At 43.8% G+C, this 24,775-nt stretch carries 21 protein-coding genes, 1 tRNA gene and 1 pseudogene; 8 read left to right on the top strand and 15 right to left on the bottom strand.

Annotated elements, in window-relative coordinates:
• Positions 1 to 240, bottom strand: a 240-nt coding sequence (locus IJJ71_RS06710; protein ID WP_296846057.1) for a transcriptional repressor, incomplete at its 3' end; no start/stop codon positions are given.
• Positions 241 to 346: 106 nt separating this feature from the next.
• Between IJJ71_RS06710 and IJJ71_RS06705 the strand changes: the two genes are divergently transcribed.
• Genes IJJ71_RS06705 through IJJ71_RS06695 form a run of 3 tightly spaced genes read left to right on the top strand, consistent with a single transcriptional unit; the run spans position 347 to position 6,924 of the window.
• Positions 347 to 3,946, top strand: a complete 3,600-nt coding sequence (locus tag IJJ71_RS06705; RefSeq protein WP_296846056.1) for an HD domain-containing phosphohydrolase — start codon at positions 347 to 349, stop codon at positions 3,944 to 3,946.
• Positions 3,943 to 5,139 (top strand): BMP family ABC transporter substrate-binding protein, encoded by a 1,197-nt coding sequence (locus IJJ71_RS06700; RefSeq protein ID WP_296846055.1) that lies wholly within the window; start codon positions 3,943 to 3,945, stop codon positions 5,137 to 5,139. The genes IJJ71_RS06705 and IJJ71_RS06700 overlap by 4 nt, the downstream gene beginning before the upstream one ends.
• 54 nt (positions 5,140 to 5,193) lie before the next feature.
• A complete protein-coding gene (locus tag IJJ71_RS06695) occupies positions 5,194 to 6,924 on the top strand; it encodes a flavocytochrome c (RefSeq protein WP_296846054.1) in 1,731 nt (576 codons plus the stop codon).
• A gap of 22 nt (positions 6,925 to 6,946) precedes the next feature.
• Here the strand turns inward: IJJ71_RS06695 and IJJ71_RS06690 are convergent, their stop codons facing one another.
• The 4 genes from IJJ71_RS06690 to IJJ71_RS06675 form a co-directional block, all read right to left on the bottom strand.
• Complete coding sequence (locus IJJ71_RS06690; protein WP_296846053.1) at positions 6,947 to 7,312, bottom strand: metal-dependent transcriptional regulator; 366 nt, start codon at positions 7,310 to 7,312, stop codon at positions 6,947 to 6,949.
• Between the two features lie 33 nt (positions 7,313 to 7,345).
• Entirely contained in the window at positions 7,346 to 7,768 is a 423-nt protein-coding gene (locus IJJ71_RS06685; RefSeq protein WP_296846052.1) for a hypothetical protein, read from the bottom strand.
• 77 nt (positions 7,769 to 7,845) lie between these two features.
• Positions 7,846 to 8,343, bottom strand: coding sequence for a hypothetical protein (locus IJJ71_RS06680; RefSeq protein ID WP_296846051.1), 498 nt, complete (start codon positions 8,341 to 8,343; stop codon positions 7,846 to 7,848).
• Positions 8,333 to 8,578: a hypothetical protein gene (locus IJJ71_RS06675; protein WP_296846050.1), complete on the bottom strand. Its 246-nt coding sequence runs from the start codon at positions 8,576 to 8,578 to the stop codon at positions 8,333 to 8,335. Before IJJ71_RS06675 ends, IJJ71_RS06680 begins: the two co-directional genes overlap by 11 nt.
• A 48-nt stretch (positions 8,579 to 8,626) precedes the next feature.
• Here IJJ71_RS06675 and IJJ71_RS06670 point away from each other — a divergent pair.
• A pseudogene (locus tag IJJ71_RS06670) lies at positions 8,627 to 8,938 on the top strand (methyl-accepting chemotaxis protein); the annotation flags it as partial.
• 285 nt (positions 8,939 to 9,223) lie between these two features.
• On the opposite strand, the gene IJJ71_RS06665 reads toward IJJ71_RS06670, so the two are convergent.
• The 7 genes from IJJ71_RS06665 to IJJ71_RS06635 form a co-directional block, all read right to left on the bottom strand.
• Positions 9,224 to 10,903, bottom strand: a complete 1,680-nt coding sequence (locus IJJ71_RS06665) for a Na/Pi cotransporter family protein (RefSeq protein ID WP_296846049.1) — start codon at positions 10,901 to 10,903, stop codon at positions 9,224 to 9,226.
• Between the two features lie 4 nt (positions 10,904 to 10,907).
• Positions 10,908 to 11,924, bottom strand: a complete 1,017-nt coding sequence (locus IJJ71_RS06660; protein WP_296846048.1) for a PASTA domain-containing protein — start codon at positions 11,922 to 11,924, stop codon at positions 10,908 to 10,910.
• A gap of 3 nt (positions 11,925 to 11,927) precedes the next feature.
• Positions 11,928 to 12,923, bottom strand: a complete 996-nt coding sequence (gene fmt / locus IJJ71_RS06655; RefSeq protein ID WP_296846047.1) for a methionyl-tRNA formyltransferase — start codon at positions 12,921 to 12,923, stop codon at positions 11,928 to 11,930.
• A gap of 148 nt (positions 12,924 to 13,071) precedes the next feature.
• On the bottom strand, positions 13,072 to 14,205 hold the full coding sequence (locus tag IJJ71_RS06650) for an ABC transporter substrate-binding protein (RefSeq protein WP_296846046.1): 1,134 nt from the start codon (positions 14,203 to 14,205) through the stop codon (positions 13,072 to 13,074).
• An 84-nt stretch (positions 14,206 to 14,289) separates the two neighbouring features.
• The gene (locus tag IJJ71_RS06645; RefSeq protein WP_296846045.1) at positions 14,290 to 14,625 is read right to left on the bottom strand and encodes a hypothetical protein; all 336 of its coding nucleotides are present in this window, start codon (positions 14,623 to 14,625) and stop codon (positions 14,290 to 14,292) included.
• Between the two features lie 8 nt (positions 14,626 to 14,633).
• On the bottom strand, positions 14,634 to 16,460 hold the full coding sequence (locus IJJ71_RS06640) for a M30 family metallopeptidase (protein ID WP_296846044.1): 1,827 nt from the start codon (positions 16,458 to 16,460) through the stop codon (positions 14,634 to 14,636).
• Between the two features lie 53 nt (positions 16,461 to 16,513).
• Positions 16,514 to 18,043, bottom strand: a complete 1,530-nt coding sequence (locus tag IJJ71_RS06635) for a M30 family metallopeptidase (protein WP_296846043.1) — start codon at positions 18,041 to 18,043, stop codon at positions 16,514 to 16,516.
• Positions 18,044 to 18,248: 205 nt separating this feature from the next.
• On the opposite strand from IJJ71_RS06635, the gene IJJ71_RS06630 reads away from it, so the two are divergent.
• Positions 18,249 to 18,989, top strand: a complete 741-nt coding sequence (locus IJJ71_RS06630; protein ID WP_296846042.1) for a 16S rRNA (uracil(1498)-N(3))-methyltransferase — start codon at positions 18,249 to 18,251, stop codon at positions 18,987 to 18,989.
• A gap of 26 nt (positions 18,990 to 19,015) precedes the next feature.
• Positions 19,016 to 19,090: transfer RNA gene (locus tag IJJ71_RS06625), tRNA-Val, on the top strand.
• Between the two features lie 165 nt (positions 19,091 to 19,255).
• On the opposite strand, the gene IJJ71_RS06620 is transcribed toward IJJ71_RS06625, so the two are convergent.
• Positions 19,256 to 20,116, bottom strand: coding sequence for a flagellin N-terminal helical domain-containing protein (locus IJJ71_RS06620; RefSeq protein WP_296846041.1), 861 nt, complete (start codon positions 20,114 to 20,116; stop codon positions 19,256 to 19,258).
• A 273-nt stretch (positions 20,117 to 20,389) separates the two neighbouring features.
• Between IJJ71_RS06620 and IJJ71_RS06615 the strand changes: the two genes are divergently transcribed.
• Positions 20,390 to 21,061 (top strand): GNAT family N-acetyltransferase, encoded by a 672-nt coding sequence (locus tag IJJ71_RS06615; RefSeq protein WP_296846040.1) that lies wholly within the window; start codon positions 20,390 to 20,392, stop codon positions 21,059 to 21,061.
• Here IJJ71_RS06615 and lgt read toward each other — a convergent pair.
• Both lgt and IJJ71_RS06605 read right to left on the bottom strand, forming a co-directional pair.
• The gene (lgt, locus tag IJJ71_RS06610) at positions 21,051 to 22,040 is read right to left on the bottom strand and encodes a prolipoprotein diacylglyceryl transferase (protein ID WP_296846039.1); all 990 of its coding nucleotides are present in this window, start codon (positions 22,038 to 22,040) and stop codon (positions 21,051 to 21,053) included. The genes IJJ71_RS06615 and lgt overlap by 11 nt on opposite strands.
• Entirely contained in the window at positions 22,037 to 23,152 is a 1,116-nt protein-coding gene (locus IJJ71_RS06605; protein WP_296846038.1) for a P-loop NTPase, read from the bottom strand. The genes lgt and IJJ71_RS06605 overlap by 4 nt, the downstream gene beginning before the upstream one ends.
• A gap of 76 nt (positions 23,153 to 23,228) precedes the next feature.
• On the opposite strand from IJJ71_RS06605, the gene IJJ71_RS06600 reads away from it, so the two are divergent.
• Positions 23,229 to 24,719, top strand: coding sequence for a S41 family peptidase (locus IJJ71_RS06600; protein ID WP_296846037.1), 1,491 nt, complete (start codon positions 23,229 to 23,231; stop codon positions 24,717 to 24,719).
• The last annotated feature ends 56 nt before the right edge of the window (positions 24,720 to 24,775 follow it).

Raw genomic sequence — 24,775 nt, 5'->3', positions numbered from 1 at the left:
AATGTGATTCTTGCACTCGGAATTGTCGAAAAACTGGTAGAAGGATTCCTTGCTGCCCGTCTTTGTGACCCGCTTGATTTTTTGCTCGGCTTCAAGCTCGGCCAGATTGCGGTAGACGGAGCTTTTGCTGATGTTTTTGCCCTCAAGAGCCGCCGCAATTTCTTTTGCAGAAAAAGTTTTGTCTGGATTTTCAGTCAAAAATGAAAGCAATGAAGTGCGCTGTTCGGTGTTATAAGTCATAATTTGCAAATGATTCCCAAATTGCCTCTATTAAAACAAATTCGAGGGATTTTTTCAAGTGGAATAAATTTGCCAAAGTCTGAATTTAACCTTACAATAATATGATATGCTATCGAAAAAAGACCTGAAGATTGCTCTTTTTACAGCTTTTTGTATCTTCCTCAACCTTTCTGGCAGCTATTTTGCACGATATTTTTCACTTCCTCTTTGGCTTGATTCCTTTGGAACGGTGATTTCCGCATATATCTTCGGGCCGGTCTGTGGCTCCATCGTCGGCGTAACAATGAATCTCATCGGCAGTGATTTTCCGTCGTTTTCATACATGTATGCCTTTACGAGCGTTGCGATTGCTGTGGTCGTAGGAATTGCTGCCCGGCGAAAATGGTTCGAGACTCTTTATGGCACTGTTTCGGCAAGCCTTATCGTAACTGGTTTTTCGGTCGCAATTTCTGTTGCAATCAGCTGGATTTTTGCGGATGGAATGACTTTCAATCTTTGGGGCGACGGCGTAATCCGATATCTTGAAGAGCAGGGAATGCCTAGGTTCCTCTGCTCGGTAATCGGTCAGTTTTACATCGACTTTTTGGACAAGGTGATTGCCGTATTCTTGCCTTATATAGGAATAAAAATTTGGAAGAACCGCAAGAAATTTTTGCAGCTCGTCATTATCGTAAAATCAAAAATCTGGCAAAAACGCGCTCAGTCAAAATCGGCTTCATCAAATCCAATAAAATGCGCACCGATTCTTTTTGCGACGCTGTTTTTTGCATTTTCAAGTCAGAATGCGGAGTCTCAGCCTAAGTTTAAAAATCAGAATTTAACTTCTTATGTTCAGACAATTTATTCCAGCGACAACGGCCTTCCATGCGGCGAGGCGAACGACATTGCCCAGACTCCTGACGGCATTCTTTGGATTGGAACTTATGCGGGGCTTTACCGTTATAATGGAAGCGAATTTAAATGGATGAAAGATTTTGATTCCGTAAGAAACGCCAACTGCCTTTATGTTGATGAAGAGGGGCGTTTGTGGATTGGAACCAACGACAATGGAGTTTCAATCTGCATAAACGGCAAGATAATTTCCACTCTTGATGGCGATGACGGACTTCCTTCAAATTCGGTGCGGGCAATCGTAAAAGGGGCGGACGGATATTACTATGTCGGAACTTCAATCGGAATCCTTGTTCTGGAGCTTAACAGCGGACTTCGGATTTGCAATATTATAAAAGATGTCGGATTTACGGTTGATTTGAGCGCGGACGACAACGGCTTTGTGGCGGCAATCACTTCAAGCGGCGAACTTTTCATACTCAACGAAAGCGAAGTCAGATATTCGGTCTCACTCAGCGAAGACAAGGAAATTTTCAAGAGCTGTTCTTTTGATGAGCACGGAATCCTTTATGTCGGAACATCAAAGAATCACATTTACCGTTATCAGATTGGCGAATGGGAGTCGGATTTGCTTGGAAAAATCTCCTGCGGTTCGCTCAACTACATCAACAAAATCTATTTCAGCGAGGGGCGAACTTTTGTCTGTGCGGACAACGGAATCGGCTATTTTAACGACGACTCTGCTTTCAATATGATTGAGACCGGGCCGTTCAACAGCTCGATTGACAGCATGACAATCGATTATCAGGGAAATTACTGGTTCACTTCTTCAAGGCAAGGTCTGCTCAGGATTTCATCATCCTCGTTCACAAATCTTTACGGCTCCCTTGGCATGACTCCAAAAGTCGTGAATTCTGTCACAAAATGGAACGATGCGCTTTATGTCGGAACAGATAAAGGCCTTGATGTAATAAAAGACGGAAAAAGCGTTCAAAATTCGATTAGAGAATATTTTGGCGGCACTCGAATCCGCTGCCTGCTCACAGATTCAAAGGGCAATCTTTGGGTTTGTACTTACGGAAAAGGCCTTGTTGAAGTCAGCCCGAACGGAGCGATGACTGTCTACGATGCGAAGAACAGCAATGTCGGCAACAGAATGAGGGTTGCGCTGGAGCTTGATGACGGAACGATTGTTGCCGCAAGTGTAAAAGGACTTGCCTATATCCGTGACAAAAAAGTTGTTCAGCAGGTCACTTACAGCCATGCACAGAACAATGCGCAGACTTTGAGCCTCATGCAGATGAAAAACGGCATTTTGCTTGCGGGCACAGACGGCGACGGTCTTGCGGTAATCAAAGATGGCGAAATCTTAAAAATGCTAACTTTGAATGACGGTCTTTCCAGTGATGTAATTTTGCGTACTGTCCGGGATCCGCAAGGCAACGGTGTTTACATTGTTTCGAGCAACGGCCTTTCTTACATGGATGACGCTTTTAACATCCGCTCTCTCAAGAATTTTCCTTATTTCAACAATTACGACATAATTGCGGGCAAGGACGGCAATCTTTTTGTGCTTGGAAGCGCGGGAATCCATGTCGTGAGTAATCAGGCACTTTTTGACAACGCCGAAAATATGCCTTACGACCTTCTTGATGCAAAAAGTGGCTTGAATTCAAATATTACGGCAAATGCGTGGAATTACTGTGACGAAAATGACAGGCTTTATATTTCGTGCGGAACAGGCGTTTATGTCGTTGACATGAACAATTACATTTTCGGGGACCTTTCTTATCACATGATGGTATCTCAGGTCAAGCTTGACGGCATTTCTTTCCAAATCGAGCGGAGTGAGCCACTTATAATCAGCAGAAACACTAGCAAAATCGAGATTTTCCCGGAAGTCGTCAATTACACTGTCCTTGATCCGACCGTAAGCTATTATCTTGAAGGATTTGATCCGAGTGAAATCATAATTTCCCAGCGGCAGCTTTCAACGGTGACTTACACAAATCTTCCTTCCGGGAACTACACTTTCCACATCGCAGTTTTTGACAAAGATCAGAAAATTATCGAGCAGAGCAGCTACAAGCTCATAAAAGAAAAAGAAATTTATGACCATGCTTTCTTCAAAGTCTACATGTTTTTGATTGGAACTCTGGCCGTTTCATTGTTTACCTGGCTTGGTCTCAGAAGTCAGTTCCAGCACCGAATCGAATTCCAGAAGAAGCAGGTGGAGCTTGCAAAGGAGCAGGCACGGCTTGGCAACGAGACGATTCTTGCTATTGCTAAGGCGGTCGATGCAAAGGACGAGAACACAAGTCAACATTCAATGCGAGTTTCTGAATATTCGGTGATGATTGCGCATGAACTTGGATTCAGCGAATCAGAATGTGAAAATATCCGTAAGGCAGCCCTTCTTCACGATATCGGCAAAATCGGAATCCCAGACAGAATCCTTAACAAGCCGGCCAAACTCGATGATGAAGAATACGCAATCATGAAGTCGCATGTAACGCGCGGCGCACAAATTCTCAAAGATTTTACGATGGTCGAGCATGTCCACGAAGGAACTTTGTATCATCACGAAAAGTATGACGGAACCGGCTACCCGCAGGGCTTGAAGGGCGATGCGATTCCTTTATATGGAAGAATTATTGGCGTTGCGGACGCATTCGATGCTATGACAGCGAACCGTGTTTACCGAAAGCAGCTTGATTTTGATTATGTTCTCGCTGAGTTAAAACGATGCAGCGGCACTCAATTTGACCCGAAAATCGCCGACATCATGCTTGGACTTATCGAAAAGGGCAGGATAAATGTTGATGAACTTTACAAAAAGTCTAAAGAGCATGAAGAAAAAGGAGCTGGCGAATGAAACGAGAGACAGTTATAACGGCACTCACGGCACTTGTTTTTTTAATCGCGTTTGCTCTCAATCATTATATCTTTAATCCGACAGGGGCGAAGAGTGATGTTGTAAAAATCGGATTTATCTACGATGGCGATGAAAGCATTCCGTATACAAGCAATTTTATCCGAAGTCAACATGCGGTTGAGGAAAGGTATGGCGACAGAATTAAGGTTTTTGTGCGTACAAATGTAACTCCAGACAAGCTTGATGAAAATCTTGAAGAAGTTATAAAGGAAGGCTGCTCGCTGATTTTTACGACAAGTTATTCTCATGCGATTATCACAAAACAGATTGCGCAAAAATATCCTAAAGTTCATTTCTGCCAGGCTTGCGGTGACAATGCAAATTCGGCTCCAATCATAAAAAATTACCACACATTTATGGGCGAAATTTATCAGGGGCGTTTCGTTTCCGGGATAGTTGCCGGGCTAAAGCTCAGGGAAATGATAGATAAAAAAATCATCACCGAGGATGAGGCAAAAATCGGCTATGTCGGGGCTTATCCTTACCCCGAAGTAATTTCCGGCTACACGGCTTTTCTGATGGGCGTTCTTTCAATTGTTCCCAGCGCGAAGATGAAGGTAACATACACTTTCACATGGAGCAGTTTTTCCGAAGAAAAATTCTGTGCGAAGCAACTGATTGATGAGGGGTGTAAAATTATCGGGCAGCATTCAGATACAATCGGACCAGCTGTTGCATGTGAAGAATCGTTTGAAAAAGGCGTTTTCCATGTCGGTTACAATCAGAGTATGGTTGATGTCGCGCCTATGACTTCCCTTGTCAGCACTCGAATCAACTGGACTCCGTACATTCTCGGAGCTATCGATGCAATTCTCACAAAAAAATCAATCGAAGGCTTTATCAAGGGGCATGTCCACGGAACTGATATTGGAGCAGGCTTTGATTTGGGCTGGGTTCAGATGCTTGAAGTCAATTCAATCATCGCGGCAAAAGGCTCGGAAGAAATTGTTGAAAAAACAATACAGGCATTCAAAAAAGGTAAGCAGAGTGTTTTTGTAGGCAATTACATAGGCGTAAATCCTTATGATGAAGATGACATTTATGATTTACGAAAAGAATTCAAGGAGAACAGCAATTCGTCTGCACCGGCATTTGCTTATGTCCTTGAGGATGTAATTGAAATAGATGAATAGAATCCGTTGCATCCGTGCAATGTCGTTAGCGCGGAGTTTTATTGGGGGGCGTGAATGAAATTAAAAAAGGTGTTTTTTATAGTTCCGTTGATTTTATTGCTTGGTGGAATAACATCTTGCGCAAGAAACCTAAGAAATCTCAATGACGGAACTTTTATTGGAAGCGGGGTTGGAAGAAATGGAAATATTGAGGTCGAAATAACTGTTACAAATGGAAAAATTGTCGCTGCGAAAGTCTTGAATGACAAAGAAACGCCTGAAATTGCGGAAGAGGCAAAAAATGAGATCCTACAAAAATTCCTGACGGATGGAACCACATCCCAGCTCGATACGCTCAGTGGGGCTACGATTACAACAAACGGCCTGCTCGATGCACTAGATGCGGCGGTTGCGGCGGCTCAGGGGCTTGAGGCTTCCGATGTCAGCTATCACGACACAGAATGTGACATTGTGATTATCGGTGCCGGAGGAGCGGGGCTTGTGGCGGCTACAGAGGCTGCAAGCAAAGGTGCCGGGGTAATAGTTCTTGAAAAGCAGGGTGTCGCCGGCGGTAATTCGAATAATTCTACAGGCGGAATCAATGCCTCTTACACAAAAGAGCAGGAACGGCTTGGCATAAGGGATTCAAAGGATGTGTTTTTCAACGATACGATGCGGGGCGGTCAGTATCTTAATAATACGGCTCTTGTTCACAAGCTTGTCGATGAATCTGCCAGAATGGTTGAATGGCTTCAGTCTCCTATGATTGGAGCGGATTTAAGTGATGTCGGTATGTTCGGCGGTGCGACAAACAAGCGGATTCATAGGCCGAAAGGTGGCGGTGCAATCGGTGCGCATCTTATTCCTCTCTTGCACAAGGCGGCTCTTAAACAAGGCGCGGAAATCCGTTTCAACAACAGGGTTGTAGACATTATCAGCAAGGGCGGCAGGGCTGCCGGAGTAAAAGTCCGCTACAAGGACAAAGAATACAAGATTATGGCAAAGTCTGTAATCATTACGACCGGTGGATTCGGTGCAAATCCTAAATTGATTGAATTTTATCAGCCGGCACTTGCAGGTTTTGCCACGACAAACAATCCTGGTTCGACAGGCGATGCTTTTGCGATGGTCGAAAAATTTGATGCGGCTCTCGTTCACATGGAGCAGATACAGATTCACCCGACTGTCGTAAAAGGAAGCGGATTCATGATTTCGGAGGCGGTTCGCGGAAACGGTGCGATTTTGGTTTATAAAAACGGCACTCGGTTCATCAATGAAATTGAAACCCGCAACATAGTTTCAGGGGCAGTTCTTCGCGGAAAAGAAAAATCTGCTTTCCTGATTTTTGATCAGGGAATTCGTGATTCCCTCAAAGTGATTGACTCTTACGCAAAATTCAGCTGGATGATAGAAGCTCCTTCCATAAAGGAACTTGCGGAAAAAGCAAAAATTGACCCGCAAGCCCTTGAACAGACTGTTCAGAACTATAATCAAAGTGTAGAGCTGAAAAGAGATGATGAATTTGGGCGGAATCCAAGCAGCATGGAGCGGAAGATTGAAAATGCTCCGTTCTATGCAATTGAAATAGAGCCTGCAATCCATCACACGATGGGCGGCTTAAAAATCAATACAGAGGCGCAGGTGATAAACAAAGCTGGCAATCCGATTCCGGGGCTTTATGCGGCCGGTGAGGTAACAGGCGGAATTCATGGCGCGGAACGGCTCGGCGGAAATGCTGTCGCAGATTTCTGCATATTTGGAAAAATCGCGGCGGATTCAGCGGTAAATTACATAAGATTTAAATAGAAATTTGCTTGCTGAGGGCGTCTTATTTGTTCTCGTCAACCCATTTCTGGATGCCGGCAACGACATCGGCATCAACCTGATGCTCAACCCGGCAGGCATTTTCTTCGCACTGATCTTCTGGCAGGCCTGTGATTTTCTGCAAAAAGACTGTGAGTAATTTATGACGGTTAAAAATATCCTCGGCTTTTTCCCTGCCTTTTTCTGTGAGTTTGAGCATGTTTCCCATGCCGAATTCAACAAAACCGTCTCTTTCAAGAACGCTCATTGCCCGGCTTACGCTTGGTCGGGAAACTGCGAGTTTATTTGCAACATCAACTGAGCGGACAAATCCATTTTCCTGCTGTAATCTCAAAATTGCTTCGAGGTAATCTTCGCCACTTTCGTACATAATCTTCTCCAAAATCTGAGCATTTGTCTTTTGTCAATTATAACACCTTGGGGCAAATATCGCAAACAGGAATTTGCTCAGGGCAGAAAAAATCTGTGCCAAGCCGCTCGCATCCCATGCCGTTACCTCTTGTGAAGCACCAGTCGTAAGAATCTTTAAAGCATTGTTTATGTTATCGTTTGAAAAAGGCATTTTATGCTGAATACAGTATTCTGCGGCAAGTGTAACCAAAAGAAGTGAATCATAAAACTTTGGTTCGGCAAGCATCGGTACGGAGTTGAATCTTGCACGATAGGCCGCATCGAAGCCGGTGGCAGGATTTGAGGTAAGGGCAAATCCTTCATAATTGTATTCTGGAATATCATCCGAAAATAATGCCTCTGAGTATGCGCTCCCTGTAAAAAACAGAAGATCATCGGAACCTTTAGCCTTATATGTGCTTAGAATTGTTTCCACATCTTTTGTATTTGCAACCGCACAGACAATGTACCCTGGGTTGTTATTAAACAATTCATCCAGCGCATCAGTAAGACTTAGAGCTTCAGTTCCTGTCTGAGAACTGTCGGTATCAGATGTGTTTTTCGTACTGAATAGCTTCGGACGATGCTTTCTGATGAAACTGATGGAACTATAAGAGGCTTGTATGACTCAAGGCAGGCTTGGGCTACAGTTTGGACATTTTCTGCACCGATTGGGCCGATTATTGCGCGAGTTCTAGTGTCAGAAACGAGGGAAGCGGCTGTTGTCCCAAGATTTTCATTCTCGTCGTACCAATTGAGTTTGAGTGAAACGGAAGCCGATGAAATGTTTTTTGCGGCCGCAAGTTCTGCTAAAAACCAGTCCGCCGTGCGCTGAAATCGTTCTGTTGTCATTTTGTCTGAACTGATAGGGGCAAATACCGCCACGGAAAGTTCATTTGGATCAGCAGTAACCTCATAAGAATCATTGTCAGATGAGTGCTTGCACGACACACAAAAACATAAGAAAACAAAGAATATTGTTGCAAGAACTGAAAAAGGCTTATTTTTCATGTTCTAATTCCTTTTCGATAGCGGACTGATGAACTTCTTTTAGTTTTTCTTCCAGTTTATCTTCGTAAAAGTCTGAAAGAATTATTTCAGTGTAGTTTTCAGAAAGACCAAAACTCTGATGCTGTGGTAAAGCCGAGTTGTACCATTCCGAGACACTGTTTTCAATTATGAGGTCTATGTGCGTTACAACTGAAAATGGCACATCCATTGAATAAGCCTGTCTGTCCGTATCCATGCCGATTGTCCAAAAAACATCTGGCTCTTCCCGGTTGTAGCGTAAAAGTCCGTAAATGCTTCGATGGACAAAATGGCGACATCATTTGGTGAGCTTCGGGCAAACTCTCAGGCAGGTTTCGGCAAGCAGAAGGTTGTAAATGAGCGCGTAAAAGAAATTGAAAATCAGTCACAGATGCTCCAGGAAGCAAATGTCGCAATCGCATCAATCGCGAGCCAGACAAATCTTCTTGCTATGAACGCGGCAATTGAGGCTGCACACGCAGGTGAGGCAGGAAAGGGCTTTGCGGTCGTTGCAAGGAAAATCAACGAAACTGGTGCCACGCTGAACACAATCTCTGACAAGGTTAAAGATTCAATCATTCAGATTGGCACACAGGTTGATCAATTTAAGGTTTAATAAATCCCTCCTGGATTTATTAAACCTACGAGAAAATTCTGTTCACCTTGCGGCAAACAGAATTTTCTCTCTTTGCTTATCACCCCGCCTCCATGCGGGGGCTTTTGTTTAATTCTTATCTCAAATCACCTGCTGCGTCGAAACATTCGAACCAAAATTACATCCTTGTAATTTTGGATTCGTACGAGAAATTTGCAGGCAAATTTCTCTCTCTGCTTTTTCCCCGCATCCGTGCGGGAATTTTTTTTATCTCAAATCTCCAGCCGCGTCAAAGCAACGGTCACCGATTTTTTCGATTTGGCGGATAATATCCATGTACAAAAGCTCGGAGCGGACATCACCACCGGTTTCAAGTCTGCTTCGGGCGATTTTTTTGAGGGCTTTTCGCTCGTCATCAATCTGCTGCTCAAGCTCGCTCGCAAACTGGAACTGCTCTGGGGTAAGCCGCTGGATTTTTGCGACATTTTTGTAAATGAAGTACATGAGCTGGCGGGCAAGCTCAAAATATGGAAGAAGCCTGTCGAAATCTTCCTGATTGAAAGTCATTTCTTTTTCGATTGCTTTTTTGAGCTGGTAAGCGATGTTCAAACAACCGTCGGCCATAGCTTCCATTTCAGCAATAAGCTGCATCATCAGTGCGGCGTTATCTTTTGCCTCATCAGACAAATGCAAGTGCGTACAGCGGACAAGATACTGCGTAAGCTGTTCGTTCATCTGGTCACAATAATCTTCGGCTAGACAAATCCTTTCGTAGCCGCCAGTTACGAACTCTGAGTTGAAGTTTGAAAGACCTTCCTGCAATTCATCGAACATCTGCGCGACTTTATCAGAAAAGAGTTTTACTTCATTTTGAGCACGGAATACGCAGCCTTCAGGCGATTCGATTGCCATGCGCTCGTTGAATTCAATTTTGTAAACATTTTCTTCATTAGCTTTGTCATCTTTGATAAGAATTCCGACGAATTTTGCAATCTGGTTTACAAAAGGAATGAAAATCAGCGTTCCCATTACCTTAAACACGGTGTTGAGCATTGCGATTCTGAATACGATGTTGTGGCCTGGAGAAACAAGCTCGACAAATGCCATGAAAGGTTTGAAAACAAGAAGGACAATGATTACCGTTGCGACATTGAAAAGAACATGAACCGCGGCCGTGCGTTTTGCGTTTGCATTTGCACCGATTGCCGCCAAAATTGCATCGACTGTTGAGCCGACGGAACTTCCGATAATCATTATTGCACCAAAACGCCAGAATTCATTGAGTTCTTCAATGCTTGCGTTTCCTTCTTTTGACATTGCCGCAGCCATACCGATTACGATAGCCGACATTGCCGAAGAAGAATGAATAAGTGCCGTAAGGAAAATGCCGATTAAAAGGCCGATTGCGTAGCTTATGAAGCCAAAGTTGTTTACGATGCCGATGAAGTTGATTACAAAACTTTTAACTTGTGGAACTGCGAAGAAGTCTGAAAGGCCACCTAAGCCAAAGAAGAGAAGACCGAAGCCCATGATTGCGAGCCAAAAGCCTTCTTTTGATTTAAATCTTTTTAATATATAGAGAAGATAACCGAGTCCGAAAATTGGAATCGCATAATCTTTGATTTCAAAACTGGAACCGAGAGCTACAATCCATCCCGTTACCGTAGTGCCGATGTTTGCTCCAAAAATTACGCCGATACCCTGAACTACAGAAACAAGGCCCGCATTTACGAAGCTGACAAGCATGACGGTTGTTGCCCCCGATGACTGAATAATCATCGTTAAAATACAGCCTGTCAAAAGTCCGACGAATCGATTGCCGGTCATAAAGGCGAGGGCCGCCTGCAATTTCTGACCCGCGCTTTTCTGGATTCCATCGCTCATAAGCTTCATGCCATAGAGCAAAAAACACAAACTACCAGCAAAATTGATTAGATTCAGTATCATCGGATTACTCCACCGTCTGTCTTGCGGCAACTCTTCCTGCTATTGAAAGAAGAAGCTCGCTGTCTTTTTCTGCGATATATGGGATTGTTACATTGCCGCCTTTATGCCTCAATGTGACTAAGCTCTGTTTTACTCCGTTTTTAGAAGCTTCAAGTGTCATTTCAACAGCATACGGATAGTTTGGAAGCTGGGCTGTGAAAAGTCCCATGATTCCGTCATCATCCTGCTTTTTAGGGAGTGCGACCTCTGCAGAAATTCGGGTATAATTTGGAACGAACTGATTTTCCTGCTCAGCCTGCTTTGTTACGGTTCCTGCTTTTTCTGAACCTTCTGCAATATGAGCTGTAAAATCATATACGATTCGTGAAGTTGCGAGTGTAGAAATCAATTTTTTGAAATCATAACCAACGATATTTGGAACTCTTGTGTTTTCGTATTCTGCGCCTTTGCTGACAATAAGTTTGACAGTAACAGGATTTGAAATGATTGTGCCTTCTGGCGGATCCTGTGCAAGAATTGTGCCTGCCGCACTCTGGTCTGATTTGTAGCTTGGCTCAGCAAGAACGATTAATGGTCTAGTTGAACCTGTGAACATTGTCTGGAGGTTTATTTTGACATCATCGTAGTTCTGACCGATGTAATTTTCTACATGATCAAGAATTGTACCGCGGCTGACAGTGAGGTTGATCCTGCGGCCGGCCTTGACGATTGAGCCGCTTTCAGGATTTTGATTGAGGATTTTGCCTGCATCATCTGGATTGTCAGTGTATTTGAGCTGAATTTTTGGGTAAAGCTCCTTTGACTGCAATTCGAGCAGGGCAGTTGTAAGCTCTTTGTCCTCGACATTCGGAACCATGACCTGCTCAGGCCCGCGAACAGTTGCAAAAAATGTAATCCAGCAGACTGCAAACATGAAAATAAGCGCGAGAACCACTACCAAAAAGAAAGTTTTTTTGTTCTGGTTGAGGGACGAAAGTGTATCACGACCGCAATTAATTAATTTTTCAGAAAGTTTACTCATCTTTTATTCCGTTTTCTGTGTGTCTAATCCTAATATAGAACCGACAAAATTTCTAGCACCATTTATGAAAGATTTGTAATCCATTGCCTTTTTTTTCTCCTGCTGGAGTTCTGTCGCAACGAGAATTGAGCCGTCACCGCAGGCAATTTCGATTCCAACTGATTTTTGATAAGGAAGGACTGTGCCCGGTTTTTCAGAAGTTTTTGAATCAGAAGGATGCGCCTTCAAAATCGTGACTTTTACGCCGTTGTATGAAGTGAAGCACAATGGATACGGAGTGTATGCGCGAATCTGGCAGTCAATTTGAGAAGCCGATTTGTTCCAGTCGATGATTCCGTCTTCTTTTTTGAGGAAAGGCATGTAGCTTGTTTCACTGGATTGTTTTTTGCCGATTAATTCTGAATCAGAATTTGCCGCCTCTTTGATGACTTTTTTGAGGAGTTTGAGACCTGCTTCCGTGATTTTGCTTGAAGTGCCGTCGCCGTCCATTAAAGAAAGCGTTGTTTCCGTGCCGTCAAGCGGAATTTCTGTCTGCGCAAGGATGTCGCCCTCGTCTGTTTGCAAGGCAAGTTTTTGAACCGTTACGCCCAGAGTTTTGTCACCGTTGAGAAGTGCTGCTGGAACAGGCGTGCATCCGCGGTATTTTGGAAGAGCCGACGGATGAAGGTTGATTCCGCCGAGCGGGAAAAGAGCCAGAAATTTTGGCCCGAAAATGCGGCCGTAGTCAAAAGAAACGAGCAAATCTGCTCCAAGCGGAGAAATTGCCTCACGAGCTTCTGCCACAAGATGGTCAAATTCAAAAACTGGAATGTTATTTTCATGGGCTGTAGCCGCAACTTCCGTAGGAATCAAATCAGAATGTCGCCCGCGGGTAGATGGCGGATTTGTAAGAACGCCTGCAATTTCAAAACCACAATCTGTCTGTGCGGAGATGAGACCTTTTAGAACAATACTTGAAGCCAGCGGAGAGCCAGCATAAACAATTTTCAATTTTCGCATTTCTTCTATTATAAAGGTTATTTGCCGACCTTTTCAATTACCCTTTTTGTGATGCAAAAAAAATGCACCTCCTAAAATTGAACTTTATTTGTCCAACTTTAGGGGTGCACTTCAAACTTGCGGGCGATATTAAACCTGTTTAAGAAAATTACGGATTAACAGTTGTTTTGTAAACTGTTGTGAGTTTTCCGTCGCTGCCTTTTACAAGTTCAACGATTACTGCGCCCTTAACTGGGTTGTGCTTTTCGTTGAATGTGAGGTGGCCTGTAACATAGTCGCCGTTTGTTGCTTCGAGAGCTGCGCGAACTGCTTCGCTGTCAACTTTGCCAGCTTTAAGGATTGCGTCTTTGAGCATGTAAACTGAGTCATAGCCCAAAGCTGCGAATGAAGTTGGTGTGAGGCTGTATTTTGCCTTGTAGTTTGTTACGAAGTTCTGAACTTTTGGCTCTGTTGAGTCAGCTGCATAGTGGTTTGAGTAGAAACCATTGAGAACTTCATCACCTGCGTTCTCTGTGAGACCGTCCCATCCGTCAGCACCTACGATTGGTGTGTTGATTCCCTGTGCGCGGAGCTGTTTAACGATGAGAGCGACTGTTGAGTAGTAATCCGGGAGATAAACTACATCTGGGTTTGCATTCTTGATTTTTGTGAGCTGAGCGTTGAAATCTTTGTCGCCAGTTGAGTAAGTTTCGAGAGAGATGATTTTGCCACCGTTTGCCTCGAAAGATGCCTTGAAATTGTCAGTAAGACCAACTGAGTAGTCATTTGAAATGTCGTAAAGAACGGCTGCTGTTTTTGCACCCAAATCAGTTGCAGCGAATTTTCCGCCGACTGTACCCTGGAAAGGATCGTCGTAGCAAGCACGGAATACGAAATTGCCTGCTTCTGTGAGTTTTGGAGCTGTTGCTGCAGGAGCAATCTGAACGACTTTCTGAGCCTGAGCGAGTGGGCTGATAGCGATTGCACAACCAGATGTGAGTGAGCCGACAATCAATTTAACGCCGTCTTTTGTGACGAGTTTTTTGTAAGCAGAAACTGATTTTTCTGCAGCACCTTCGTCATCTTCTGCGATAAGCTCAATCTGCTGACCGTTGATTCCGCCTGCAGCGTTGATTTCATTTACTGCAAGTTCGATACCATTTTTGCAGTCGCCGCCATAAACAGCGTATGGTCCAGAGAGAGGGCCGATTGAGCCGAGTTTGATAGCTGCATTTTTTGAGTTACAGCCGATTAAAGCCAAAGCTGCGACAGAAAGAGCCGCGATACTTTTTACCATTTTCATTATGTGCCTCCATAATTTTAATGAAGGTTATTTTAATGAAATATGAAAAGTTTAGCAATGATTCTATTAATAATATCAGGAAAATTACTTTGTAATCTTGTAGGAGCTGATTACAATCGTGCCGTCCTGCGAGATTGGAAAAGCAAGTTCTGATTCTTCCGGCTCGATTTCCCCCGTAAGCTCAAGGTGACTTCCCTGATGAGAAAGGACTTCATCGAGCGTGAGCTTGGAAGCTTTGTCGATTTCCATGAGATAAATTTTCCCGTCATCGGTTTTGAAGGCCGGCGTTTCTACAGGAGCATTTCCGTAATAGTTGATTTGTCCCTTTACAGAAGTCAATTTGTTTGATGCCATAGAAGTGAACAAAAGTCCCGCTGATATTATAGAAAGAACTGCGATTGCGAATGTAGATTTCTTCATTTTTGCTCCTATTCAATGATGATGTAAGTTCTCTGGGCATCATCGATATTGTTTGTGTTGAAATTGATTGTGATGGTTGGCCCCTGTGTCGTGCCGACTTTTGCGAGAGCAATGCCGTAAGGTCTCAATGTTTGTTTATCGTTGTAGCCGAAGTAAACAGGGCCTTTGAAAGAATAATATTTTGAAATTTCGGTTTTAGCTTGAGCGTAATGCTGGGCATGAGTTGTCGGTAAAACGGCATCCAGCTCCCAGAGATTGACTTTATCCAGCGGGTAACTGTATGGATTTGAGCCTTCTGAGTAAGTGATTGTGGATACAGGTGATTTATTGAATCCATAGTTTTCTTTGTTGATTATACAGGCAGCGCTGAATTTTTTGAGCATGGTTTCAATATTTTCACCAGAGGCAGCTGTAAGGGAGTCAACATCAACATAAGGATTTTTAGCTATTTTATTGATGAAAGAAACTCCGCCGTAATTTCGTGCTGCCCATGCTCCGAAAGCGTAATTGTTCGCATAAGAGTAATAAACATCTGGTGAGCCGTTTTTGTATTCAAGGCCGTTATCGTAGTAATGGCGGCAGAACATCGGAAGCCGGGCGAAAGGACTGTCTTCATCACTAAACTTTCCTGAAAATTTTGTTTCAAAATAATTCTTCATGATGTCTTCGCAGAGCATTGATTTCATTTCGTTGTACCATGCGGAAGAAATTTTGTTTCCGTTAGTTTCTACGGTTTTTACGCCGAAATCAACCATGTGCTGGAATTCATGTGCGAGGGTAGAGTAGACCATTTCGGTCTTGTTTGCCGCATAGTAAGCATCAATATAGAAATATTTGCCTGTATTTGACTTCGCTCTAACATCAGTATAAGTTTCGTTTTGTACATAATAATCTTTTGAGTAAAAATATCCGACCGTGCCGCCACTTTGTTTTGTGCTGTAATCATTTCCTATGTCATAAACAACGATGTTGACCTTTGTACCTGTGTCGCTGTACCTGGACATTCCATCGGGAGCAATTTTTAAATTGCCAGTTGAATCTTGATAAATGATTTTGTCGGATTCATTTCCAAAAACTGTGCGAACCATCGGGTAGATTTCATCGAAAGTATCGGCAATACTTTGTGCGATTGTTGAATTAATTGTTTGTCCTTTATCTGTTACTGATCCATAATATTCGTTAACTACCCAAACATAGCAGTATGTGCCCTTTGCACGGAGAGTAGCAGTTTTTTTTGCATAGCTTGTCATCGCTGAATTTGTATCAACATAAATTTGCTTTGTAGTTGAATTGACAACAGGATTTATTTGCGTAACAGATTGTAATGGCTCAGAAAGGGCAAATGCCGAGCGCGCTGAAGATTCACTAAGTTCCAATGCAAGATTTGCGTTAAGCTGCGTTGTCAGACATGGAATAGGAGATTCTTCGTTTCCGTTCCCTGTGAGAATACCTGTAATCCAGTCGATAATGCCGCCGCCATCAGAAGTACCAGAAGAAACATTTCCTGTAGCAAGGCTTATGCTGCTGGCCGATTCAATATATCTTGTGTATTCTGTGGCTTTGCTTGTCGGGTTTGTTTTAGTCATCCAGATTTTCTGCCCGGTTGAAAGCCCGTTGATGGTCAAAGTCGCGGTGGTATTGCTTACTGGAATAATATTTGGCGAAGTGGAAGCTCTGTATGTTTGAGTATCTGTGCCAGAAGCCGTGACCAACTCGCCGCTTTTGCTTTTAAAAATTGAATAACCGTCGTCATCATCATTGTTAAGCTTGCAGCCGGCAAAGGCAAGTGCCGAAAGCATGAAAACCGAAATAAATTTGAAAGTTGACTTTTTCATAATTAGCTCCCTTTTTTCTATTATAACGCATGGTGGGGATTATTTAAACAAAATTATTTCACATAAATATATGTTATAAGGCCGGAATTTGTCTGTCCTGAGATAGAGGTAAAATCCAGTTTTACAGAATTTCCGTCAGCGACAGCGTAAGTTTTGAGGTACATTCCGTAAGAAGCCGCAAGATTTCCAACCATATTGTTCTCAAAGACTCTCGGTGTATCTTCATAATCAAAGCAAGCCTTGACGAACAGCGCGAAAAGAGATTCAAAAGAATAATTTGTTCCATTAATAGTGTTTACTGCTGAAACGATGCAGTCATTGTTTGATTTTATATTGTGCATCATTTCCCTGATGAGAGCGTTTCCGCCAAAATTTCGCACGAGCCATGCTCCGAAAGCATAAGCGTTCGCATAAGACTGGAGAGTGTCATTGTATTCGCGGATTCCTGCATCATAGTAGTTTGAAAGGAATTTGAACATCCTGTTTTTCGGAGAATAACTGTCAGGAATGTTAAGCTCGGACTGAATCATGTCTTCGCAGAGCATTGAAAGCATTTCGTTGAGATTTGTGTCACAATCGAGGCCTTTCATGACTTTCATTGAGTAATTAATCATGTGCTGGAATTCATGAGCAAGTGTCGAAAGCGTGTATTCAAAACAATCCCTTGCGAAGTATGAGTCGATGTAGAAATATTTTCCTTCGTTTGAGCGGGTTATGGTTGTGTTTCGGAAAGCAAGGCCGTTCTTGAAATAGTCGATGCTTGAGTAAAGACCGATAGTTTCGCCATCATTCTGGTCGCCGTACAAATCATAAACGATGATGTTGACTTTTTTGCCAGTGGCGCAGGCATTTTCCATTGGAGCGAGAGCACCGTTTGTGCTTACATAGATTAAATCTGACTCTTCGCCGAAAACTGCACGGATTTTCTGGTAAATTGAAGAGAATTTTTCTGCGTAAATCCTTGCAACTTCCATGCGTTCGTTTTCAGGAATTCCTGTGTCATCGTTGAGAATCCAGACATTGCAGATACTGTCAGAAGCATAGAGCGTGGCAGGTTTGTGCTGAAAAGAGCCTTTTGCTGCTGCAACATAGAAATTTTTTGAAGTCACTCCAACCTGATTGTCGATTTTTTCTGTGTCAAAAGTTACGCCTGCAACGGCTCGTGAAGAATCTTCATCAAAAACAGGATTGAAGTCGTCGTGGTGATGGGCTGCATGATTTTGCTCATTTTTTGTGTCGCTTTCAAAGACTTTGACTTTTCCGGCACTTGCAGAGCGTGTAGAATTTTCTGCGACATAGCGGACATATTCGTTTGAGATGGCCTTTGAGCCAGAATTTACTGTTGCGTAGTAGATTGTTTTTCCAGCAAGGTTTCCTGAGAGCGTGACATTAGCAGCGTCAGCCTGAACGACAAAAACATTGCTTTTGGCTGAGACCTCAAAAGAAACTGATTTGGATGGAACAAGATTGTGGGTGACGACTGATTGGCTTGAAGACCGAGGCGTTGCTTCCTCTTCTTCATTGATGAACTGACAAGCGGTTAAAGAAAGAACCGCAACGAAAACAGAAAAAACTCTCTTCATATACAAAACGCTCCTATCAAGCGGCACATAAAATGCACCGGTCACTTTTTGACTGACTTATTGATGAAACATTTTGTTTAAAATTTATGAATGCTTACTTAATCTGTCTGAATACAGTATAATACAATTCCGAGAAAAAGCAAGTGTTTTTTGTAATAAAATGTGAACTTTTTTGGATATTTCTGTCAATTCTAGGGTGTTTGTTATGAATATTTGTCTTTTTACTACAGAAGAAATTAAAAAATCTCTCCCAAAGAACGATGAGCGCGCAAAACATATCGTCAAAGTGCTGCACAAAAATGCCGGTGATTCTTTTGATGCCGGAATTATCGGCGGGGCTGCAGGTGTCGCGACAATCACAAAAATTTCTGATGATGGCGAGATTTTCTTTGATTTTGAGCCAAAATCAGCCGGTAAAAAGCTTTATCCCCTCACGCTGATTATCGGATTTCCGCGCCCGATTCAGCTGCGAAGGCTTTTGCGTGATGTTGCGGGGCTTGGTGCGCAAAAAGTAATCCTCTGCGGTACGGATTTGACCGAAAAATCTTACCTCGATTCAAATGTTGTGAGCGATGGTAGCGCGTATCAGATGCTTCTGGACGGCACTGCTCAGGCTGCAAGCACGCATGTTCCTGTCCTTGAAGTGGCAAAATCGCTGGACGAAGTAATAATTAGCAATGAGCAATTAGCAATGAGCAATTCTTCCAAGATTGTCCTGGATAACCGGCGGGCGACTTGCTCTTTGCATGATTTTTTGGCTCACGAATCGGCTCATTCTGTTGTTGCGGCGATTGGCTCGGAGCGCGGATGGACTGAGCGGGAGAGAGATTTGCTTGAAAAAGCTGGATTTACGCTCTGCTCGATGGGAACGCGCATTCTCCGCACGGAAACAGCCGCGACGGTAGCCAGCTCAATAATTCTTGACTCTATGGGGTTTCTTCAATAGAATAAATTTTCGTAAGTCTTTTTGGTGGTCAATTAACTCAGCGGTAGAGTGTCGCCTTCACACGGCGGAAGTCACTGGTTCGAGCCCAGTATTGACCACCAAAAAGACTTTTTGCGTTAGGGATTGTAGGGGCAGCGAAGCTGTTCGCGAAGCGAATGACAACCCCGAAAAGCCCGACCGCGAAGCGGTAACGCCCATTTTCTTTTTTAAACAAAAATGCCGCTCTTAAAGCAAGAGCGGCTTTGCTGTTTATGCAGCTATTTGGCTTAGCGGAGCAAGCTCAATACAGACTGTGACTGCTGGTTTGCCTGAGCAATCATAGCTGTTCCTGCCTGCTGGAGGACCTGGTTCTTTGTGAAGTCTACCATTTCTTTAGCCATGTTTGTATCACGGATGCGTGACTCAGAAGCCTGGAGGTTCTCAGCACCGATGTCGAGACCAACTACTGTCTTCTCGAGACGGTTCTGGTAAGCACCGAGGTCTGCGCGCTGTTTGTTAATCTTTTTGAGTGCTTCGTCCAAAGTTCCGATTGCGCGGTTAGCTGAATCTGGATCTTCGAGAGACATAATCTGCTCGTTTCCAACATTGCGCAAGCCGAGAGCACCAGCTGTCATTGTACCAATGAAAGCCTGGATGCGCTGATCCATGTTTGCACCAACATGGAACCACATAGAAGCTGTAACTGAGTTCTCGCCTGTTGAGCGAGCGAAGCGGCCAGTCAAGAGGTTCATGCCGTTGAACTGAGCCTGTGAAGCGATGCGGTCAACCTCAGCGATAAGAGCTGAAACCTCAACCTGAATCTGCATTCGGTCTTCGTCTGTGTAGATACCGTTTGAAGACTGAACAGCAAGCTCACGGATGCGCTGAACGATGTCAGTTGTTTCCTGGAGGTAGCCTTCAGTTGTCTGGATGAATGAAATAGCGTTCTGAGCATTCTCAGAAGCTTTGTTCATACCACGAATCTGAGCTCTCATTTTCTCAGAAACAGCAAGTCCAGAAGCGTCATCACCAGCACGGTTGATTTTCATACCAGATGAAAGTTTCTCCATGTTTTTAGTGTTGCTCAGCTCTGTGAGACCTGTTGAACGCTGTGCAAACATTGCACTCATGTTGTGATTAATAACCATAGTTTATCTCCTTATATCACTATCTGGTTTTTAACGACAGGTCTTCGTTCAGAAACCTGTTGCCTTTTTTTGTTTGGCGCCCACCCATTGGAGTTTGTGCCCTACAGTTATAATTTCGGAGTTTGAAAAATTTACTTAAGCGAAATTTTAATTTTTTTTCATTTTTTTTGCAAAAAAAGGGGAAAGTCTCCCCCTCGCTCCAAAGCAAAGCTTTTCCGCTACCCTCTCTACGGGGGCTAGCCCCCGTAACGCCCCCTTTGATATAATCAGATTATGATTATTTGTCCTGCACAACCATTTGATATATTTCAGATTATGAACATTGAGCGGCAGTCTTTCATTCCCGCCATTCAGGAAAAAAAACGCGTGTTTGAAAAGCGGCTCAAGGTGTTTCCTCAGGGATTTCTGGCACTCGCTGATTGTAGTGATGAAGTTGTCCTGAAAAACAAGACCGCCCTCGTGTGCGGCTATCTCTGTGCTGAAAAATGGGATTCCCTGCCTGAGTTCGAGAGTTTTCCGGCTCTTTCCGAAAAAGAGCAAAAATCTGCTCTCAAAAGAATCGAAAAACGATTTGCGCTCGGTCACAATCCGCTTCTTACGCACAAAACAAACGGTTCTTTTCTATATATATCTTCTTTCGCGCTTTTAAAAGATTATCGTGGAAAGGGCTTAGGCGAAAAATTCTTTGCCAACTCAGTGGCTGCCCTCTGCTCGGCGATGAGCGAAATCAAAAAAGTCGTGATTCTTGTTGATTCAGAATGGCAGGTTGCGCTGAAGATTTATGAAAAGCTAGGATTTGAAAAGGTCTTTGAGCTAAAGGAATTCTTTCCGACAATTCAAAAGAAAGTTAATGCTGACGGAATAATTATGACCGCGGATGCAGATTCGTTCAGAAACATAGAATTCGCATCCACGGAAAATGATTTTGGCGGGATTAAGATTTAAGTGACTTCTTTTTGAGCAGCCAGCCTGTGACTGCGACTGCGACTCCACCCAAAATCATGAGAAAGCACAGAATTTGCCCTGTTGAGATGTTCAACAGGCTTGTGTTCATGTAGAGCGGTGCGTTTGTCTCTGCGGAAATTCTGTAACCGATGTCAGCGTCCGGCTCCCGGAAATATTCGATGAAAAAACGGAAGATGCCGTAGCCGCCAGTGTAAAGCGCGCCTGAGAATCCGTCGAAAGGCTTTTTCTTGTGCAAAATCCAGATGATTGAGAAAAGAATCAAACCTTCAAAAAGAGCCTCGTAAAGCTGGCTTGGATGGCGCGGCAAGTTCACGAGATTTGTGCTTGCTTCCATGCCGATTTTTGACATGAAAGCCTGAACCCATTCCTTTGATGCGGAGAATTTTTCTGCGTGCGGGAAAATGATTCCCCATGGTGCGGTTGTGATTCTGCCGTAAAGCTCGCCGTTCATGAAGTTGCCGATTCGGCCGAAAGTGTAGCCGAGCGGAATTGCCGTTACCATTGCATCAGCCCATTTGAAGAACGGAACTTTGTTCTTCCAGCACCAGAAAATCATTCCGATTAAGCCGCCGATGAATCCTCCGTGGTAGCTCATGCCAGCCAAGCCTGTGAAGCGGCCGTTCTGGAAAGGCCAGAAAATGAGCCACGGTTTTTTGATGTAAACCCCGGAAGTGTCGTAGACCAGAGTTGAGAAAACTCGTGCACCAATCAGCAAAAAGACGATTCCTGTCGCGATGAAGCTGAAAATATCGTCTTCTGTCGCCTTTCGCAAAGTTCCGTCAGCATTTTTTGAGTCCAATGCGCCTTCGTGGAGCAATTTTTTGAGGACAAGGAAAGCTGTTCCGAACGCGAAAATGTACATTAAGCCGTACCATCGCAAAAGACCGAGAACTGGCACGCCTGGGAAAATTTCCGGGTGAATCCAAGACGGATAATTGACATATAATGGAAGAATCATAGTTTAAATCCTTGTTTTGCGGCCTTTACGAGCCTTGATTTTAGCATGATGTTTTCGTTTTTGAGCTGAGTGATTTCGTATTGCTGAGTTTTAATCATTTCGGCAAGCTCACCGACATTCAAAGCCCCGCTTCCGACCAAATCCTCGACATAAGACATTTTTGCTGAGTAGTCATCGGTGGCCTCTTCTGTTGCCTGCTCAAAACTTTCATCGAAGGTCAGAGATTCTGTCTGCATGATTTTTTCGGCGATGCGGAAAATTGCCTGTGCGAGCACGGAATTTGGCTTGTACACGGTGACAGGAAGGCTTGAAGAAAGAGCCTTGTCCTGCATTGAGTCGCGGTACATTACGCCAAGAGACTCGACTTCAAGGCCGAGATACTGCTGGCATGAGCGACGGATTTTCTGTGCTTTGTCGGCATCCTTTGGCTCGTCAATCATGTTCATAATCAGCCGTGGCCGGAACTGTGAAAGCCGTTTTTTGAACTTTTCGCCGCTTTCAGGATCGATTTCAGTGATTTTTTCAATCAGCTTTGGAATGTAGAGCTTTTGGAGCGATGCCGAATCGTTGCGCAGCTTGTTGATGAATTCGGCAGCCTTTGAGTTTTTCTTGAAAGTGGCCGCCATGAGTCGGAAAACAGCGTTTTTAAGGAAAAGATAGCCGTTGAGAGTCGCCGTGACAGTTGGAGCCGTGACGATAATTCCTTGTGGTGAAGTGAGAAACAAGTCCAGGATTGTAAGATGGGTTCCTGCTCCCAAATCGACTATAAGATAATCCGCATCAACGCTGTGGAATTTTTTGATGAGTGCATTTTTTTGCGCTACTTTGAGCGCACTGAGGCCGGGAATTTCTGAGTCGCCGGCAATGAAACTGACATTCTGGTAATCTGTGGGCGTGATGATTTCTTCAAATTTTGACTCGCCCGTAAGAAATGTGCCGATTCCTTTTTTGGTGGAATTGTGCCCGATAACAAGATGAAGGTTCGATGCTCCCAAATCCAAATCCGCTAGAACAACTTTTTTGCCTGCCTGACCGAGAGCGATTGCTAAATTCGCGGAGAGAAGGCTTTTTCCGACACCGCCTTTGCCGCTTGCCACTGGAATTATTTGCATAAAATTGATTATATCACAGTTTTCTTTATTTATAAAGATTGATTTTTCTCTTATAGAAACATAAAATATAATTAATATGAAAAATTTTGATTCAATCATGAAACGCGTAAATTCAATCCTTTTGATTTTTATAATTGCAATTTTCAGCTCTCAGTGCTTTGCTCAGTCCAGTTCAGAATCCGCAAACGAAAAATCCAAAAAATCCCGCCAATATATGGAAGTAATGAACTTTGTGTTCGATTTTATTCAGCAGAATTATGTTGATGAAGTCGAGGCACAAACTCTTTACGAGGGCGCGCTCAAAGGAATGATGGAGTCGCTCAAAGACCCTTACACAGTTTATCTCGATAAATCAAGTTTCCGTAACATAAAGGACACGACTTCCGGTTCTTTCGGAGGCGTAGGTCTCCAAATCTCAAAACCGGTCGAGAACAGCCCTGACAAGCCTGCTTATGTCGAGGTCGCTTCTCCGGTCGAGGACACTCCGGGCTTCAAGGCAGGAATCGTCGCAGGAGATTTGATTATTTCCATCAACGGAACAGATACATCTACAATCACGATGGAGCAGGTTCTTGATATGCTCCGCGGCAAGGTCGGCGAGAGCGTTGATTTGGTAATCCGCCGAGGCAGGAACATTGAATTTCCGGTCACTCTCGTCCGTGCGGTTATCGAAGTTCCTACAGTTAAGTACGGCATGATTGAAGGCACAAAAATCGGTTATGTCCGCCTCATCGAATTCACTCCGCAGACAGTCGAGCGCACACAGGAAGCAATCGATTCATTCAAAAAGAACAACGTCTCAGGCATGATTATTGACTTGCGCAACAATCCAGGCGGCCTGATTACAAGTGCGGCTGACATCGCAGACAAATTCATCGACAACGGCCCGATTGTCACGACAAAGAGCCGCCTTTCATTCGAAAATTCAGTTTTCACGGCAACTGCCAAAAAAACAGTAGTCCGAAACATGCCGATTGTAGTCCTCATCAACAAAGGAAGCGCATCTGCCTCAGAAATCGTAAGCGGCGCGCTCAAAGACAATCACATAGCTTATCTCGTCGGCCAGCGCACTTACGGCAAAGGCTCTGTTCAGCAAGTTCTGCCGCTTTCTGCAACGGACGGAATCAAAGTCACGATGGCACGATACTACACCCCAAGCGATGTCAACATCGACAAAATCGGAATCCCGCCTGACCGAGAAATTTTGTTCCCGGTTCTGAGCGAAGCTGGTGAAAAACAATATCTGGAGCTTTACAAATCAACCGAAATTGCAGATTTCGTTGACGGCCGCTCAAACTTGTCCGAAAAACAGATTGCAGATTTCGCAAAAACATTGAAGAAAAAATACACCGAGATTGACGAATCAAGCTTGCGCAAACTCGTCCGCAATGAAGTCAACAAAACAAAAGGCACAATGCTCTATGATTTGGACTACGACATCCAGCTCAACGAAGCAATATCAATCCTTCAGAAAGAAAATTTCACGAATCTCATAAAGAACACAAAAACGCTAAAAGAGTTGCAGGATCAGGCTGTTCTTGAAGAGAAGAAAGAAGAAAAAAAGTAATTTTTGACGCTGATGCACACAGATGAACGCGGATATTTGCAATTAGTATCTGTGTT

Source organism: Treponema sp., from assembly GCF_017430385.1.
GTDB lineage: Bacteria > Spirochaetota > Spirochaetia > Treponematales > Treponemataceae > Treponema_D.
The sequence above is the reverse complement of the archived record's forward strand: the minus strand, read 5'-3'. Positions and strand labels throughout refer to the sequence as shown.

Excerpts from the sequence above, each read along its gene's own strand:
- IJJ71_RS06620 (WP_296846041.1), bottom strand. The coding sequence starts at position 20,116 with ATGGTTATTAATCACAACATGAGTGCAATGTTTGCACAGCGTTCAACA.
- IJJ71_RS06605 (WP_296846038.1), bottom strand. The coding sequence starts at position 23,152 with ATGCAAATAATTCCAGTGGCAAGCGGCAAAGGCGGTGTCGGAAAAAGC.
- IJJ71_RS06690 (WP_296846053.1), bottom strand. The coding sequence starts at position 7,312 with ATGTACGAAAGTGGCGAAGATTACCTCGAAGCAATTTTGAGATTACAG.
- IJJ71_RS06600 (WP_296846037.1), top strand. The coding sequence starts at position 23,229 with ATGAAAAATTTTGATTCAATCATGAAACGCGTAAATTCAATCCTTTTG.
- IJJ71_RS06615 (WP_296846040.1), top strand. The coding sequence starts at position 20,390 with ATGATTATTTGTCCTGCACAACCATTTGATATATTTCAGATTATGAAC.
- IJJ71_RS06700 (WP_296846055.1), top strand. The coding sequence starts at position 3,943 with ATGAAACGAGAGACAGTTATAACGGCACTCACGGCACTTGTTTTTTTA.
- IJJ71_RS06680 (WP_296846051.1), bottom strand. The coding sequence starts at position 8,343 with ATGAAAAATAAGCCTTTTTCAGTTCTTGCAACAATATTCTTTGTTTTC.
- IJJ71_RS06640 (WP_296846044.1), bottom strand. The coding sequence starts at position 16,460 with ATGAAAAAGTCAACTTTCAAATTTATTTCGGTTTTCATGCTTTCGGCA.
- IJJ71_RS06650 (WP_296846046.1), bottom strand. The coding sequence starts at position 14,205 with ATGAAAATGGTAAAAAGTATCGCGGCTCTTTCTGTCGCAGCTTTGGCT.
- IJJ71_RS06705 (WP_296846056.1), top strand. The coding sequence starts at position 347 with ATGCTATCGAAAAAAGACCTGAAGATTGCTCTTTTTACAGCTTTTTGT.
- IJJ71_RS06635 (WP_296846043.1), bottom strand. The coding sequence starts at position 18,043 with ATGAAGAGAGTTTTTTCTGTTTTCGTTGCGGTTCTTTCTTTAACCGCT.
- lgt (WP_296846039.1), bottom strand. The coding sequence starts at position 22,040 with ATGATTCTTCCATTATATGTCAATTATCCGTCTTGGATTCACCCGGAA.
- IJJ71_RS06630 (WP_296846042.1), top strand. The coding sequence starts at position 18,249 with ATGAATATTTGTCTTTTTACTACAGAAGAAATTAAAAAATCTCTCCCA.
- IJJ71_RS06660 (WP_296846048.1), bottom strand. The coding sequence starts at position 11,924 with ATGAGTAAACTTTCTGAAAAATTAATTAATTGCGGTCGTGATACACTT.
- IJJ71_RS06675 (WP_296846050.1), bottom strand. The coding sequence starts at position 8,578 with ATGGATACGGACAGACAGGCTTATTCAATGGATGTGCCATTTTCAGTT.
- IJJ71_RS06695 (WP_296846054.1), top strand. The coding sequence starts at position 5,194 with ATGAAATTAAAAAAGGTGTTTTTTATAGTTCCGTTGATTTTATTGCTT.
- IJJ71_RS06665 (WP_296846049.1), bottom strand. The coding sequence starts at position 10,903 with ATGATACTGAATCTAATCAATTTTGCTGGTAGTTTGTGTTTTTTGCTC.
- fmt (WP_296846047.1), bottom strand. The coding sequence starts at position 12,923 with ATGCGAAAATTGAAAATTGTTTATGCTGGCTCTCCGCTGGCTTCAAGT.
- IJJ71_RS06645 (WP_296846045.1), bottom strand. The coding sequence starts at position 14,625 with ATGAAGAAATCTACATTCGCAATCGCAGTTCTTTCTATAATATCAGCG.